The sequence below is a fragment of the Veillonella rogosae JCM 15642 genome, assembly GCF_002959775.1.
Taxonomy (GTDB): Bacteria; Bacillota; Negativicutes; order Veillonellales; family Veillonellaceae; genus Veillonella; species Veillonella rogosae.
In genome coordinates, this window is the sequence record NZ_PPCX01000008.1 from 21,662 (window position 1) to 37,853 (window position 16,192).

13 protein-coding genes and 1 pseudogene are annotated in these 16,192 nt (G+C 39.2%); 13 read left to right on the forward strand and 1 reads right to left on the reverse strand.

From position 1 onward, the window contains the following. Positions 1 to 4 precede the first annotated feature (4 nt). The 12 genes and pseudogenes from uraA to VRHSUH09_RS04035 all read left to right on the forward strand — a co-directional run bounded on the left by uraA (position 5) and on the right by VRHSUH09_RS04035 (position 12,510). Entirely contained in the window at positions 5 to 1,288 is a 1,284-nt protein-coding gene (gene uraA / locus VRHSUH09_RS03980) for a uracil permease (RefSeq protein WP_105081451.1), read from the forward strand. A gap of 283 nt (positions 1,289 to 1,571) precedes the next feature. Next, a complete protein-coding gene (locus VRHSUH09_RS03985; RefSeq protein ID WP_054748080.1) occupies positions 1,572 to 2,021 on the forward strand; it encodes a CopY/TcrY family copper transport repressor in 450 nt (149 codons plus the stop codon). A gap of 17 nt (positions 2,022 to 2,038) precedes the next feature. After that, a complete protein-coding gene (locus VRHSUH09_RS03990; protein ID WP_105081452.1) occupies positions 2,039 to 3,481 on the forward strand; it encodes a multicopper oxidase family protein in 1,443 nt (480 codons plus the stop codon). A gap of 55 nt (positions 3,482 to 3,536) precedes the next feature. Continuing rightward, positions 3,537 to 3,848: pseudogene (locus VRHSUH09_RS03995) on the forward strand (CopY/TcrY family copper transport repressor); the annotation flags it as partial. Positions 3,849 to 3,867: 19 nt separating this feature from the next. Further along, positions 3,868 to 6,021, forward strand: coding sequence for a heavy metal translocating P-type ATPase (locus tag VRHSUH09_RS04000; protein WP_105081453.1), 2,154 nt, complete (start codon positions 3,868 to 3,870; stop codon positions 6,019 to 6,021). A 184-nt stretch (positions 6,022 to 6,205) separates the two neighbouring features. Then, positions 6,206 to 6,670: an NfeD family protein gene (locus tag VRHSUH09_RS04005; RefSeq protein ID WP_009351828.1), complete on the forward strand. Its 465-nt coding sequence runs from the start codon at positions 6,206 to 6,208 to the stop codon at positions 6,668 to 6,670. 36 nt (positions 6,671 to 6,706) lie between these two features. After that, on the forward strand, positions 6,707 to 7,663 hold the full coding sequence (gene floA, locus VRHSUH09_RS04010) for a flotillin-like protein FloA (RefSeq protein ID WP_009351951.1): 957 nt from the start codon (positions 6,707 to 6,709) through the stop codon (positions 7,661 to 7,663). 8 nt (positions 7,664 to 7,671) lie between these two features. Next, a complete protein-coding gene (locus tag VRHSUH09_RS04015) occupies positions 7,672 to 8,274 on the forward strand; it encodes a hypothetical protein (protein ID WP_105081454.1) in 603 nt (200 codons plus the stop codon). Positions 8,275 to 8,521: 247 nt separating this feature from the next. Further along, positions 8,522 to 9,253 (forward strand): hypothetical protein, encoded by a 732-nt coding sequence (locus tag VRHSUH09_RS04020; protein ID WP_054748083.1) that lies wholly within the window; start codon positions 8,522 to 8,524, stop codon positions 9,251 to 9,253. A gap of 54 nt (positions 9,254 to 9,307) precedes the next feature. After that, on the forward strand, positions 9,308 to 10,246 hold the full coding sequence (locus VRHSUH09_RS04025) for a hypothetical protein (RefSeq protein ID WP_105081455.1): 939 nt from the start codon (positions 9,308 to 9,310) through the stop codon (positions 10,244 to 10,246). Positions 10,247 to 10,391: 145 nt separating this feature from the next. Beyond that, entirely contained in the window at positions 10,392 to 10,985 is a 594-nt protein-coding gene (locus VRHSUH09_RS04030) for a DNA glycosylase (protein WP_105081456.1), read from the forward strand. Positions 10,986 to 11,259: 274 nt separating this feature from the next. Then, positions 11,260 to 12,510 (forward strand): MFS transporter, encoded by a 1,251-nt coding sequence (locus VRHSUH09_RS04035; RefSeq protein ID WP_105081457.1) that lies wholly within the window; start codon positions 11,260 to 11,262, stop codon positions 12,508 to 12,510. A gap of 185 nt (positions 12,511 to 12,695) precedes the next feature. Here VRHSUH09_RS04035 and pepT read toward each other — a convergent pair whose 3' ends face one another. Beyond that, entirely contained in the window at positions 12,696 to 13,919 is a 1,224-nt protein-coding gene (gene pepT, locus VRHSUH09_RS04040; RefSeq protein ID WP_054748089.1) for a peptidase T, read from the reverse strand. A gap of 245 nt (positions 13,920 to 14,164) precedes the next feature. Here pepT and VRHSUH09_RS04045 point away from each other — a divergent pair, with 245 nt between their 5' ends. Beyond that, positions 14,165 to 16,102 (forward strand): OPT family oligopeptide transporter, encoded by a 1,938-nt coding sequence (locus VRHSUH09_RS04045; RefSeq protein WP_105081458.1) that lies wholly within the window; start codon positions 14,165 to 14,167, stop codon positions 16,100 to 16,102. The last annotated feature ends 90 nt before the right edge of the window (positions 16,103 to 16,192 follow it).

A 16,192-nucleotide genomic window follows, 5' to 3' on the forward strand; every position in this document is an offset into this window, starting at 1 on the left:
AAAGATGAAGGATTATATTGATATCCAAGAACGCCCGTCCTGGGGTCGAATGTTGCCACTTAGTTTTCAACATTTATTCGCTATGTTTGGTTCTACTGTATTGGTACCTTATTTACTGAAAGTAGATCCAGCTACGGCATTATTTATGAATGGTATTGGTACATTACTATACTTATTCGTGTGTAAAGGTAAAATTCCAGCTTACCTCGGCTCTAGCTTCGCCTTTATCGCTCCTGTAGCAGGCGTGTTATCTGCAGGTCTTGGCTATGAAGCTGCAAAGGGTGCCTTCGTTATATTTGGTCTTTCCTTTGTGATTTTATCTATTCTTGTTCGTTATATTGGTACTCGTTGGATCGATAAGTTATTCCCTCCAGCAGCGATGGGGGCTATCGTAGCTATTATCGGATTGGAATTAGCGCCAGTAGCGATGAGTATGTCTGGCCTTATTGGTACTCAAGATTTAGGCATGAGCCACAGTCAAGCTATTTTTATCTCAATGTTTTCCTTGGTTGTTACCTTGCTTGGTACTGTTGTGTTCCGTGGCTTCTTAGCTGTAATCCCTGTTTTGATTGGCGTTGTTTCCGGATATATCTTGTCTGCCTTCATGGGCGTTGTTGATTTCTCTAGTGTAGAAGCCGCGCCATGGTTCTCTTTGCCGCAATTCTACGGTATGCCTGTATTCGATATCAATGCAATCATCATGATTATGCCAGCTCTCTTCGTAGTATTTGCAGAGCACGTTGGTCACTTGGTTGTAACTAGTAACATCGTTGCTAAAGACTTGATGAAAGAGCCAGGCTTACAACGTTCCTTGCTCGGTGATGGCCTCGCTAATATCCTTTCTGGTTTCTTTGGTGCTACACCAAATACGACATACGGTGAAAATATAGGTGTACTTGCTATCACTCGTTGCTTCAGCGTATGGGTAATCGGTGGTGCTGCAGTTCTAGCGATGATTGTTTCCTTCGTAGGTAAGGTTGCAGCTCTGATCCATGCTATTCCCGTACCAGTTATGGGTGGCGTATCCATTCTCTTGTTCGGTATCATCGCAGCATCTGGTTTGCGCATGTTAGTAGAACGTAAAGTAGACTACACAAACCCTGTTAACATGATTCTTACATCTGTTATCCTCGTTGTAGGTCTTAGCGGTGCAGAACTTGCGGTAGGTCCTGTAGTATTAAAAGGTATGGGCCTTGCCACTGTAGTAGGTATGGCGATGAGCATTACGTTGTTAATTCTTCAAAAAACAGGCGTTGGTAATGACCAATTGAAAAATACTGAAGTATAATTCAAGTTGCTAGTGAGGCTACCATATAAATCGTTGCGTTTATAAGCCTAATTTGTTTTTACTCCTTATAATAAACGACTACTAGAGCAGATGTATATCTGTGAAAGTAGTCGTTTTTAGTTTAGGAAAAACTATGAAAATTATTATGGGATAGAAGTGGAGAGATAAAAAGCTATAAGCGTTGCTTACATTTATTAAAAAGACTTGACACAATTCGTCTACAATAGTAGACTTATCTTAAACATATTTGTTTACATTTGTAAACGACGAGGTGGAAAGAAAAATGAGAACAATAGAACTTAATACTTATATCACAGATGCTGAATGGGAAGTCATGCGTGTAGTTTGGGCAAATGATCGAGTAACTAGTAAAAAAGTCATTTCCGTATTGCAAGAAAAAATGGGCTGGACACAATCCACTATCAAAACGATCTTAGGTCGATTAGTTGGAAAAGGCGTACTAAATACAGAGCAAGAAGGTAGAAATTTTATTTACACTGCCAATATTGAAGAGAACGAAGCCGTAAGGGATTATGTAGAAGATATTTTTAACCGTATTTGCAATAAGAAAGTCGGAAATGTAATAGGAAGGATCATTGAAAATCATGTTTTAAGCTTCGATGATATAGAACGACTAGAAAAAATATTAGAGATGAAAAAATCTTTCGCAGTAGAAGAAGTGGATTGCAATTGTCCAGAAGGACAATGCGAATGTCATTTACATCATCATTAACATAAGGAGGAATAAAAATGAGTAAGAATAAACATATGTTATTAGGTATTGGACTTACAGTCGTATTAACTGTAGTTGGATATATTACATTTTTAGAACCAATGATTAGTTATTCTAAAATAAACCAGAGTGCAGTTAATATAGATATTCAAACAAGTAAAACAAAAAGTACGCTTCCTATACCACCACTATTAGAGGATAAAAATCCAGATCCTAATATTGCGGATTTTACTTTAGAACCTCAAGAAGGAGAAACTTCATTTTTACCAAATACCAAGACACGAACTATGGGTTACAACGGAAGCTTCTTAGGCCCTGTCATCAGAGTAAGTAAAGGTGAGCAAGTAAATATGCACGTAAATAACAAGCTCAAAGAAGCAACTACAGTTCACTGGCATGGACTAGAGGTAGAAGGAGAAAAGGATGGGGGCCCTCATCAAGGAATTGAACCAGGAACAACTTGGGGGCCTAGTTTTACAGTAAATCAACAGGCTGCAACATTGTGGTATCATCCGCACTTTGGAGGAAATACTGCTACCCAAGTTTATAAAGGTTTAGCAGGACTATTCTATGTGGATGATGAAGTATCAAAAAGCTTAAATATTCCTAAGGAATATGGAGTAAATGATATACCTTTAGTAATTCAAGATAGAAGCTTTGGCAAGGACGGCAGTTTTATTTATAATACAAATATGATGGATGGAGCAACAGGGGATACTATCATAGTTAACGGAGCTATTAAACCTAATTTAGAGGTTAATAGAGTCAAGATGAGATTTAGAATAGTTAATGGTGCTAATGCAAGTAACTTTAATTTGAAGTTAGATAATAGAGATGGATTCTATCAAATAGCATCTGATGGTGGATTTTTAGAAAAACCGGTTAGCAAGAGAAATATTATGTTATCACCTGGGGAAAGAGCAGAGATAATAGTGGACTTTTCAAAGTATGAAAAGGGAACGCAGCTATCACTTATGAGTAATAAGGAAGTCATTATGACCTTTAATGTTAAAGGCGATGGGAAAGATGATACTGAAGTACCTAGCACTTTAACGAATATAGAAAGAATGTCAGAAGCACAAGCTACTAAGATAAGAAGCTTTGAGCTTCAAGGTATGGGTCACATGGTATCAATAAACGGTAAAAAGTTTGATATGAATAGAATTGATGAAACAGTGAAGCTTGGAGATACAGAGATTTGGGAAATTACAAACCCAGGATCTATGATGCATGAAATGGGGCACCCATTCCATATTCATGGCACACAGGTTCAAATTCTATCAAGAAACGGTAATGCGCCTTCTCCAGAGGAGAGCGGATGGAAAGATACTGTATATATTGAGCCTAACGAAAAAGTAAGACTTATAGTTAAGTTTAATAAGAAGGGTACTTATATGTACCACTGTCACATTCTTGAACATGAAGAAGCAGGTATGATGGGACAAATTAAAGTAGAATAATAAATAATATTTTATATCTTCATAATGCTCCCACAATTTAAGTGTGAGATTCTAAATCAAAACGATCTTAGGTCGATTAGTTGGAAAAGGCGTACTAAATACAGAGCAAGAAGGTAGAAATTTTATTTACACTGCAAATATTGAAGAGAATGAAGCCGTAAGAAATTATGCAGAAACTATTTTTAACCGTATTTGCAATAAGAAAGTCGGAAGTGTAATAGGAAGCATCATTGAAGATCATGTTTTAAGCTTCGATGATATAGATCGACTAGAAAAAATATTAGAGATGAAAAAATCTTTCGCAGTAGAAGAAGTGGATTGCAATTGTCCAGAAGGACAATGCGACTGTCATTTACATCATCATTAAGCATAAGGAGGAATTTAAAATGAATAATGACAACAGATATTCGTCCCATAGTCACCATGATTATGACGACATAGATAAGTTAAAACACGAGCATGGAATCACAGATGAACATGGAGACCATAAGGATCAACATCACGACCATCATGCTGGTCATGACCACAGTGGGCACCATAAGGATCAACATCACGACCATCATGCGGGTCATGATCACAGTGGGCACAGAGGGCATGACCACCATCATCACGGAAGCTTTAAGGAACTTTTCTTAAAGTCATTGCCACTAGGAATCGTTATTATGCTCTTATCCCCTATGTATGGATTTGAACTACCATTCCAGTTTACTTTTTCATATTCTGATATTGTAGTAGCTATTTTATCTACTATATTAATTATTTATGGTGGACGTCCATTCTATCAAGGCGCAGTTGACGAATTTAAACAAAAAGAACCTGGAATGATGACTCTAGTTTCTTTAGGTTTAAGTGCTTCATATTTATACAGTATTTATGCTGTGATCATCACCTACGTAACGGGTGAACATGTGATGGACTTTTTCTTTGAATTTGCTTCATTACTATTAATCATGCTATTAGGTCACTGGATTGAGATGAAAGCTATTGGAGAAGCAGGAGACGCACAAGCAGCATTGGCTAAGTTAGTGCCGAAAGATGCTCACGTTGTATTAGAAGACGATTCAATTGAAACACGACCAGTTGCTGACTTAAAGATAGGTGATTTAATTCGTGTTCAAGCCGGAGAAAATGTGCCAGCAGACGGGATTATCGAGCGTGGCGAATCACGTGTAAATGAAGCTCTTCTAACTGGGGAGTCAAAAGCAGTAAAAAAAGGCCCTGGCGATGAAGTAATCGGAGGCTCAACAAATGGAGAAGGGGTACTTTATATTAAAGTGCTTGAGACAGGTGATCAATCCTTCATCTCTCAAGTTCAGAATTTAATCAGCCAAGCTCAAAGTCAGCCTTCCAGAGCAGAAAATATTGCTCAAAAGGTTGCAGGATGGCTCTTCTATATTGCGGTCATTGTCGCACTAATAGCTTTTGTAGTGTGGATGATTATTGGAGATATCCCAACGGCAGTTACCTTTACTATTGCGACCTTAGTTATAGCTTGTCCACATGCATTAGGTCTGGCTATTCCATTGGTCACCGCCCGTAGCACAAGCTTAGGAGCCAGTCGTGGGTTACTGGTGAAAGACCGCCAAGCCTTAGAAATAGCTCAAGATGCAGATGTGATGATTTTAGATAAAACAGGTACTTTAACAACTGGTGAGTTTAAAGTATTAGACGTTGAACTTTTTAATAACAAATATAAGAAAGAGGAAATCATTGCCTTATTGGCAGGTATTGAAGGAGGATCTAGTCACCCAATTGCTCAATCAATTATAAGTTTCGCCGAGCAGCAAGATATACGTCCAGCATCTTTTGATTCTATTGATGTGATTTCCGGTGCTGGAGTAGAGGGGAAAGCAGGCGGGCACCGTTACCAATTAATCAGTCAAAAAGCCTACGGACGTAATCTGGATATGGATATTCCAAAAGGAGCAACTCTCAGTGTCTTAGTAGAAAACGATGATGCTATTGGTGCTGTAGCTTTAGGGGATGAATTAAAACCAACGAGCAAAGAGTTAATTAAAGTTCTTAAAAAGAACAATATTCAACCAATTATGGCAACAGGTGACAATGAAAAAGCAGCTCAAGGCGTGGCAGAATATTTAGAGATTGAATATAGATCAAATCAATCTCCACAAGACAAATATGAGTTAGTAAAAACACTTAAAGAAGAAGGAAAAAAAGTTATCATGGTAGGTGACGGTATCAATGATGCTCCTTCTCTTGCCTTGGCAGATGTTGGAATAGCAATCGGTGCAGGAACTCAAGTGGCGTTGGATTCAGCTGATGTCATCTTGACTCAATCTGATCCAGGAGATATTGAATCATTTATTGAATTAGCACACAAAACAACTCGTAAAATGAAACAAAATCTCTTTTGGGGAGCTGGTTATAACTTTATAGCTATCCCTCTAGCTGCAGGGATTTTGGCTCCTATTGGTATCACATTAAGCCCTGCATTAGGAGCAGCCCTAATGTCTGTGTCAACAGTCATCGTCGCCATTAATGCTATGTTATTAAGGTTAGATCCAAAAAATAACGGTTAACAGATCGAATGATTGAAACTCCTTAAAGTATCAAGATACAATAGTTTTACAGGAGAAAAAGAGATGTAAGTACTGGCTCTTTTAATACCATGAAAGTTGGTACTATAGAATCTTTATAAATTATTTTTAATATTGTATAATGAGTATATAAGTTGTATAAAATTAATTATAGAGAGGAGGGCCTATGGAGTTTTTAATTTGGATGGCTATAGGGATCGCCCTGATGGCGGTAGAACTCGTTGTACCGGGCGGTATTTTAGGACTCATCGGTTATTGTGCATTTCTTTGGGGCGTTTTTGTAGCTCTTGGAGAAGGAACGGTAGCGCTGTATGCAGTACTAGGATTAACGGCCTTACTAATTGTCCTTATCATCGTGTTCTTTAATCACTTTGAAAAGACTTGGATAGGCAAATTATTTACCTTAGGGCAACGGTCTACGACCAAGGCTGGCTATGTATCTAATGATGTATTAGAGGACTTAGCTGGTAAAGAGGGGGTAGCTCATACTACACTGCGCCCTGCAGGTATTGCTAAAATTGATGGTAATTTGGTAGATGTTGTAACCGAAGGGGACTTCATCGATGCCGGTTCACCGATTGTGGTACTACGTGTTGTAGGCGGCCGCAATATTGTTAGAAAGCGCGATTAAGCTTTCACCACATCGTCGTATATAATGGAGGTTATTATGGATGTAGGTATTTTAATTTTGATTCCCATTCTACTGATTGGGATTATGGTGTTCTTGTATATTGTGCCATTAGGCCTTTGGGTATCTGCTCTTGCAGCAGGCGTTAATGTAGGTATCTTCACACTCGTAGGTATGCGCTTGCGTCGTGTAAATCCATCCCAAATTGTAATGCCTTTGATCAAAGCTAATAAAGCAGGCCTTGATGTAAACGTAAATCAGCTAGAAGCGCATTACCTTGCAGGTGGTGACGTTGACCGCGTCGTAGATGCGTTGATTGCCGCTGAACGCGCATCTATTCCTTTGACGTTTGAACGTTCTGCAGCTATCGACCTTGCAGGTCGCGATGTATTGGAAGCAGTACAAATGTCCGTTAATCCTAAAGTGATCGAAACACCAATTATCTCTGCAGTAGCAAAGAATGGTATCGAACTCAAGGTTCGTGCTCGTGTAACGGTACGTGCTAATATTGATCGCCTCGTTGGTGGTGCTGGTGAAGCTACTATTATCGCCCGTGTTGGTGAAGGTATCGTAACGACTGTAGGTTCCTCTGAAGAGCATACAGATGTACTAGAAAATCCAGATCACATCTCTCGTACTGTATTGGGTAAAGGTCTTGATGCGGGTACTGCATTCGAAATCTTATCCATTGATATCGCTGACGTAGATGTAGGGCGTAACATTGGTGCTCAATTGCAAACTGACCAAGCAGAAGCGGATAAGAAAATCGCTCAAGCTCGTGCGGAAGAACGCCGTGCCATGGCCGTTGCGACAGAACAAGAAATGCGTGCAAAAACACAAGACATGCAAGCTAAAGTTGTGGAAGCACAAGCTGAAGTTCCTAAAGCATTGGCAGAAGCTTTCAGAAGCGGTAATCTTGGCGTTATGGATTACTACAATATGAACAATATTATTGCAGACACTAAAATGCGTGAAAACTTAGCAGATAGTGAATAGGAGTAGCTATGGACTCTATTTTGTCTACAGTGCTATCCGTCTTTTCGCAAAACCCTATCATTGTATTAGGTATCATCGCCTATGTTGCTTTTTCTATTATAAGAGGCAAGAATAACGAAGAATCTGATGAGTATGAAAGCTATGAAAGTTCAAGTTCCGGTATGACTTGGGAGGATATGGAACGCGAATACGGCATCTCCATAGAACGTAAGGTTGAAGAACCTTCATCGCAGGACTCAATCCTTACAGTAGATAACACATCATTTGAAAATCGTCCGAAAGATGATGTGTCTACACCCGCTACAGCAACTCAAAAAGATCTTGAGGTTTTACCTAAAAAACGCACTAGTAGCTCATCAAGCTATACGACGAATACGACTCGCTTAGACCGTGAGACTGTTACAGGGGCTCCTCTAAATGAGCGATTAGCCGAGTTTAAACGAGATAAAGCCTCTAAAGAGGGTCGTGTCCTTGTTGAAAAGGTGGGCGTTACAACTGCCCCAGCTGTAACCTCGACTCGCAGTCGTAAATCTAATCATGCTCTAAAAGAGGGGATGAAGTGGTCTATTATTTTAGGTAAGCCTAAAGCCCTTGAGCGAAGATATCGCTAGTCAAAATATCAGTATAATAAATGTACTGATAATTGGTTAGTACATAGATATATTGATGGTTTGTGCACAGATATTGTGATAGCAACTAGAATTACACCTATCGTATGCGGTGCATATAATTACATATTGAAAGAGGTTCCTATTGGTCACCTATGTGACTATTAGGAACCTTTTTTATATTGTCTTTTCTTGATGGAACTTTCACAATAATAGGGAAGGGAGTTCGTCCATAAGGAAAGGTGATATTATGTATCGTAATGTGCGCGTTATACCAAAACAGTTATTAGAGCAATTATATGTAGAGAAGCAGTGGAGTGTTCGCGATGTGGCAGACTATTTTCAGTGCAGTGTAGATACTATTATGCGCCGTATGAAAGCGTACGATATTGAGCGACGGCCTCTTAAAAAGGACATTAATATGGTTCACGTACAGGCCTTGTATGAGACGGGGAAGTGGTCCCTACATTCCTTGGCAAAGCGGTATGATGTGTCCACCACGACCATGGCAAGCCGAATGAGAGAATATGGTTTGGCTTGTCAGCGATCGAGTAAAAATGTATCTCTAGATGTAGTGCGCATTTGTAGGGCCTATAAAAGTGGGAATAGTACAGATGCTATTGCTCGAATGTATGGCGTATCTCGTTGGAAGGTGCACCATGTGTTGCGACATATGGGTGTTTCTATGACACCTAAGGCTCGTAAATCTCAAAGAGTAGAGGAGATGGCTTATTTATATATGCAGCACCACATGAGCACCGATGATATCGGTTTGGCCTATGGCATTCGTGGCTCTACGGTGGCAATGTATTTGCGGGACCGAGGTATAGAAATACGGACCAATACTCTAGATTTAGACGAAAATAAGATTAAAAATCTCCGCGCTCAAGGGTATGGGGTGTCCAAGATTGCACAGGTAATGGGCTGTTCTGCCACCGCGGTGCGAAAGCGATTAGCTATGAAAAAATATATCTCTCCTTGATGTAGTGTGGTAGATACTATATACTTAAATTTATACAATGATGGGAGGATTATTATGTTCGAAATTATCTCTGCTTTAATACCGTTTTTATTACTGGGCTTAGCGGCCGCTGGTTTATCTCGTGTCTCTGGTGTCGCTTTGTCGATGGTTATAGTGCCTACATTATTAATTTGGGGTGCCACTGCCATTGATGTAATCGCCTTTATGTTGCTCTTTGTAGTGTACAACAACTTTACTATGGAAACACAAGATGTTCGCTTAGATTATAAAGACCTTGTGTTATTCCCGAAATGGCGCTTGTGCATTCCCTTTATTTTGAGCTTGGTTGCTGCGTTCTTTGTACCTGCAGCAGGTATTGCCATTTTTATGGCCTGCTTCGTATTAGAATTGCTAGCTACGGTATATAAACGCATTCCTGAAAATAAACGACCTCGTTTACACCGTGTCGTAGTCACATCTATCTTGAGCGCTGTAGTTACAGCGGTAGGCGCTTATGCAGGTCCTAAAATTCCTGGTGACTACTACTTCATCTGTGCGGGATTGGCGATTTTAATCATTACAGGATTTGCTTGGTACGCAGGCAATCATCGAGATGCCTTTAGAGGCCCTTGGGAAACTATTTGGGCTGACTTTAATCTGTTCTTAGGTATGTTTGGTGTAGAGGCATCTTACTATCCAGCTGCTCTTACCCGTTCCATTCCAAATCCTATGGATCGCATGTTGCCTATGATTACTGTAGTAGGTGGCTATGCAGGTCTTATGGTGGTATTTGGAATCTACAATATTTTCTCTATTCCTTCTTTGATTACCGCTATCGGTGCTGCCGTAGGTATTCGCCTATTTGGCTTATATGAATTCCCTCGCAATGGCAGCTTCTCCTACTTAGCGATTGGCTTTGCCGTGGCTGCAGTAGTATGCTTGTACCTTGTATCTCCAACACCACTTGGCTTTGACCATATCAATACCTTGGTATCTCAGCCAATCGGTCAATAATGGTTAGTATTTGAGTGTTAGTCGTTTATAAGATAGATTAAATTCACCGGCAGTGATTCGATTCATTTGTTATCACCTGTGACATAGTTCATTTGTTATGGTGAAAGTTGAGCTCATAATAGATTGTGAAAGGAGTTGATGCTCAGTGGCAGAAACAATTGAAACGAGACCATTTCCGCCATTCTTGCCAAAGAATGCAACGGTCATGACGATGGGGACATTCCCGCCAGCTTCAGAAAAACGATCTATGGAATTCCACTATCCTAACTTCCAAAACGATATGTGGCGCGTTTACGGCATAGTATTCTTTAATGATAAGGATTACTTTAGAAAAGGTGAGGAAAAGGCTTTTGATGCGGATAAAATCAAAGCATTTCTATCTGAAATTGGCATTGCCTCTTGTCCTACCGTTTTAAAAGCTATTCGAGAAAAGGGAAATGCATCAGATGCGTTCCTAAAGGTTGTTGAACCTGTACCTCTCGCTGAAGTATTAGAACAGGTGCCTGAGTGTAAACATATTGGGACCACCGGTGGTAAGGCAACAGAAGTATTATTAAGCCTTTTACCGGAAAAGGTAAAACTACCTAAAACGGGCGAAACTATACCATATGTGTATAATGGCCGTGAACTAACATTGACACGATTACCGTCGACATCGCGTGCGTATCCATTAAGCCTTGCGAAAAAGGCAGAAGCCTATAAGAATTTCTTTAAGGCTTGTGGTTTAAAAACTAAATAGATTAAAACTAAATACATCTAAGAATAACACCTTTAATGGTTGAAGTTGAGTCTTTTGAACTCGCTATTAACTGTTAAGGGTGTTTTATTATCGTAAATTTATATAAGATTTAAAAATGATAAAAAGTAGAAATGATATTGTGTTATATCGGTTGTTATAAAAAATATTTATAAGGTATATAACATTTTAATTCTTGTTTTTTGAAATGAGAGGTCTATAATTAACCGTTGTTACGAATTGGTTGACAATCATTTCAGAAAATGGAGTTGATATTATGGATAAGGCTAAAGAGGCCTTATGGACAAGATCCTTTGTCCTCGATACTTTGATTAATTTCTTAGTATTTTTGATTTATTATTTATTAATCGTTATTATTGCGGTAGTAGCAAAGGATAATCTTCATGCCACAGCAAGTCAAGCTGGCTTGGCCGTTGGTATTTATATTATTGGTACTGTTGTTGCTCGTTTGTTAGCAGGGCGGTTTATTAGTAGCTTAGGCTGTCGTAAGATGTTGTACTTAGGTTTGTTGATTTACTTAATTTCCACAGCTATGTACTTCTACACACCTAATTTATTGATGCTCGACAGTGTTCGTTTCTTAAATGGTTTTGCTTACGGTATTACCTCTACAGCTACAAGTACAATCGTAGCCTCTATTATTCCAATGTCACGTCGTGGTGAAGGGATTAACTACTATGGTTTGTCTACATCTCTTGCCGCTGCAGTAGGTCCGTTTTTAGGTATTTTGATGCTTCATAGCCTTGGCTATGACTTTATCATCGCCTTCTGTGTTGCTCTTATCATTCTTTGTGGTATCGGTTCCGTTATCATGAAATTTGATGAACCTAAGCTCGATATTGATTCTGAAGAACATAAAGGCATTAAAATTTCTGATTATATCGAACCACGTATGAATTCTATTAGTCTTGTTTCTATACTAGTAGGTTTTGCATACTCTGGTGTTATCGGCTTTATGGCCGCTTATACAAAAGATTTAAACCTTATCTTAGCAGGTACATTCTTCTTCGTTGTATATGCTGTAGTTATTACGATAACAAGACCATTACTTGGTATTGTATTTGATATGAAAGGGGAAAACTTCGTTCTTTACCCTTGCTTCATATCTTTAGCACTTGGTATTTTCTTGTTGTCTATCGCTCACTCTACATGGCTTATACTCTTATCTGCTGTGTTTGTTGGTCTTGGTTACGGTACATTTATGTCAAACGGTCAAGCAGTAACTGTTAAAATTGTTCCTGTTCACCGCATTGGTGTTGCCACATCTACATACTTCATTGCCTTAGATATGGGCTTAGGTTTTGGTCCATACATTTTAGGTGCTATTAAAGAGGTGGTTGGTTATACAAGTATGTTCCATGTTACTGTTGTAGTAGCACTTCTAGCATTCGTTGCTTATTATTTCCTCTATGGCCGTTATGTAGGTACTGAAAAAGATCTTTCTCTGAAAGCTCGCGCTGAAGAAGAACAAATTAGAAATCGTAAACGTAATGGAAAATTAGCATAACATTAGCTATATTACTTACAATCACATAACATATAAAAAGGACTATACGAGATATCTCGTATAGTCCTTTTTATTGTTAAGGTATCTTAGTATTCCATTGTATTCTATACTGCTAGTTTAGTATTTAAATATCCTTCAAATACCATCTAGTAGTATAGGTGTATGAGAAGTTACATCGTAACCTATTATTTCTCAATATTAACGATGTTTACGATAATTTCTACGGCTTTTTTCATGTCATCAATACATGCGAATTCATGACGACCGTGTAGGTTTTCTACGCCTGTAAAGATATTTGGTGTAGGAATGCCCATGAAGGAGATTTTAGAGCCATCTGTACCGCCACGGATAGGATCGCAAAGAGGAGTGATACCTGCTTTTTCCATAGCTGCTTTAGCTACGTTAACGCATTCCATATTGTCTTTGATGACATCGTACATGTTGTAATATTGGTCTTTTACAGATACTTCACATACTTCGCGGCCATAGATTTCGTTTAATGTTTGTCCTGCTTGTAAGAAGAATGCTTTTTTCGCTTCGAACAATTCTTTGTCATGGTCGCGAATGATGTAATTCATTTTACCAGTGTCTACTTGGGTTTCCATGCTCATAAGCATGAAGAAACCTTGGCGTCCACAAGTGTGTTCAGGAACAGCAGCACCTGGTAGTAAAGCATCGAATTGCATTGCTAATTTTGCACAGTTAATCATGATGCCTTTGGCAGTGCCTGTGTGAACCGATACACCTTTAAGGGTAACAGTGCCGCCAGCGGCATTAAATGTTTCGTATTCAAGCTGACCGAGGCTTTCACCATCGATAGTGTAAGCATAGTCTACAGGGAATTGTTTAACATCAAAGTGATCTGCACCAGTACCGATTTCTTCGTCTGGACCGAAGGCACACATGATTTTGCCGTGTTTGATTTCTGGATGAGCTACGAGGTAGGCGAGGGCTTCCATAATTTCGCAGATACCAGCTTTGTCGTCACCGCCTAGTAGTGTAAGACCATCGGTTACTACCAAGGATTTACCAATATAGTTCTTTAAATTAGGGAAATCTGCACGACGTGTGTAGATTTGATGTTCTTCGTTGAGGCAAATATCGCTACCATCATAGTTTTCTACGATGCGAGGTTTGATGTTTTCTGCATTGTAATCAGCTGTATCCATATGAGCGATAAAGCCAATAGCAGGTGCTTTTTCATCTGTATTAGCATTTAATGTGCCAATAACAAAGCCGTTTTCACGATTGTAAATAACTTCGTCCAAGCCGATTGCTTTTAAATCGGGAACGAGTACGTTCGTTGCAAAATCTACTTGTGATTGCGTACTAGGAATAGTAGTGCTTTCCTCATTAGACCGTGTGTTTATGCTTGTATAGCGTACAAAACGTTCGACTATTGATTCCATAATGAGCCTCCTCGTAAGTAAACATACGTGTTATACATATTGGTATAAATGCTGTATATAATAAAGATTCTTAATATACTTTCATTGTAGAACAGGGGCGATGAAAATGCAAAATAAATATTTACGGAAGATGTGATATTTTATTCGCATAATACATAGAAAACCATTGAACCATGCATAGTACCATGTTAGTATAAAGGTGAATAGTTATACGTTTGTACTTTTTTATGTTAGGAGGTTTTACTATGTCGGACGAAACTCGTTCAATTCCGCCCGTAGAACCGGTACTAGATCCTAAGAAGGATTACGTAGAGATTAACTCATATGTAGTATTCTGGGGCCTATTCTATGCGGCAATTTTCACACTGGCCGTAGGTTATCTATGTTTGAAAATTGGTCAAACAGTAGATGCCTTTGCACCAGTATCTGTACTTGCAATGGGTACAGCAGTTATCTTGAAACGTAAGAATGCTTTTGCTGAAACGGTTCACATTCAGGCTATCGCTAGTTCTAGTACGAACACATTAGCGGGCGCTATGTTCTTCTTGCCAGCTCTATACATTTGGAATGTTACAGATGTATCCTTTGTGCAAATGGCGATTCCTATCATCCTTGGTGGCGTTTTAGGTGTTTTATTATGCGTTATGTTCCGTCGCTACTTCGTTGAGGAAATGCACTATGTGTATCCGTTCCCAAGTGGTCGTGCAGCCGCAGAAGTATTGATGAGTAATGAAGGTAGCAAAGCAAAACTCATGCTTGGTTCTGGTCTCATTGCTCTCGTGTATGACTTTATTCTTAATAGCTTAGGTTGGTGGGAAGAAGTTATTCGTACTACTACCTTTAAATGGGGCGCGGCTCTTGCTGATCAAACTAAATTGACTGCAGCCGTAGATACTGACGCAGCATTACTTGGTCTTGGTTACTTTACAGGTCTTCGCTATGCAGCGATTATCGCAGCAGGCTCCTTCTTCTCTTGGTTCGTATGTATTCCAATCGTGTACTATTTAGCTCCTGAACATATCATGCAAATTGGAGGTCAAGCTGTTCCTTTAGCAGAGGCTCCAATTCGTAAGGTGTTCCTTGATTATGTTCGTCATATTGGTATCGGTATGCTTGCTATGGCAGGTATCATCGGTCTACTCAATATGTCTAAAGTTGTAGCAAGCGTTGTTAAAAATGCGGTGCTTGATATCTTTAGCTCTAAAACGACTGATGTTCATTTACTTCGTACACAACGCGATATTCCTACATCTTGGATTGGTGCTGGTATCTTGTTATGTACAGTTCTATTCGCTGCATATTTCCACTTTATGTATGCTGATACTTTCAGTCAAACAGTGGTAGCATTCTTAATTGTTCTTATTATGTCCTTCTTATTATCTGTAGTAGGTATTAGCTCTATCGCTTATACAGGTACAGAACCAGTATCTGGTATGACAATCTTCATGATTATCATCTCCGCTGTATGCTTAACAGCTGCAGGTATGACTGGTAAAGTAGGCATGATTGCAGTCCTAATGATGGCATCCTTCATCGGTACAACTATCGGTATGGCTGGTAACTTCATGTCTGAGCTTAAAGTAGCTCATATGACAGGTGCTACACCTAAGAAAATGGAACAATGGCAAATCGTTGGTACTATTCTTTGTGCAGTCCTTTCTGTAGGCGTTATGATTCTCTTGAACGACGCATACGGCTTTGTAGGGGACCATGCATTAAATGCACCACAAGCAAACGCTATGGCTGCTATCATTGAACCTTTGATGACTGGTGGTAGTGCTCAATGGCCTCTATACATGGCAGGTGCATTATTTGCTATTATCTTGTGGATGGTAAAAGTTCCACCATTGGCATTTGCTCTTGGTACGTACTTGCCAATGGAAATCAACACACCATTACTTATCGGTGGTTTGATTGCATACTTCGTACAAAATAGTACAAAAGATAAAGCGTTGGCAGATCTTCGCTTCGCTCAAGGTAGTACAATTGCTTCCGGTCTCGTAGCTGGTGGCGCTATTGGTTCCTTGTTCAGTGCGGTGCTCCGCATTGTAGGTGTTGATGTATTTGCAGAAGCTTGGGTTGAAACTCCAGAAGCAACATACCTCAGTATCGTAATGTACCTATTACTTTGTGTATTCTTGTACAAAGTAGCTATGTACGTAAAAGCTAAAAAATCTAAATAAAGTTTAATGGAAAAATACTCCACTTATAAAAGTGGAGTATTTTTTTGGCTCTTTTAAAATGAATATAAAATGAAATTATTAATGAAAAAT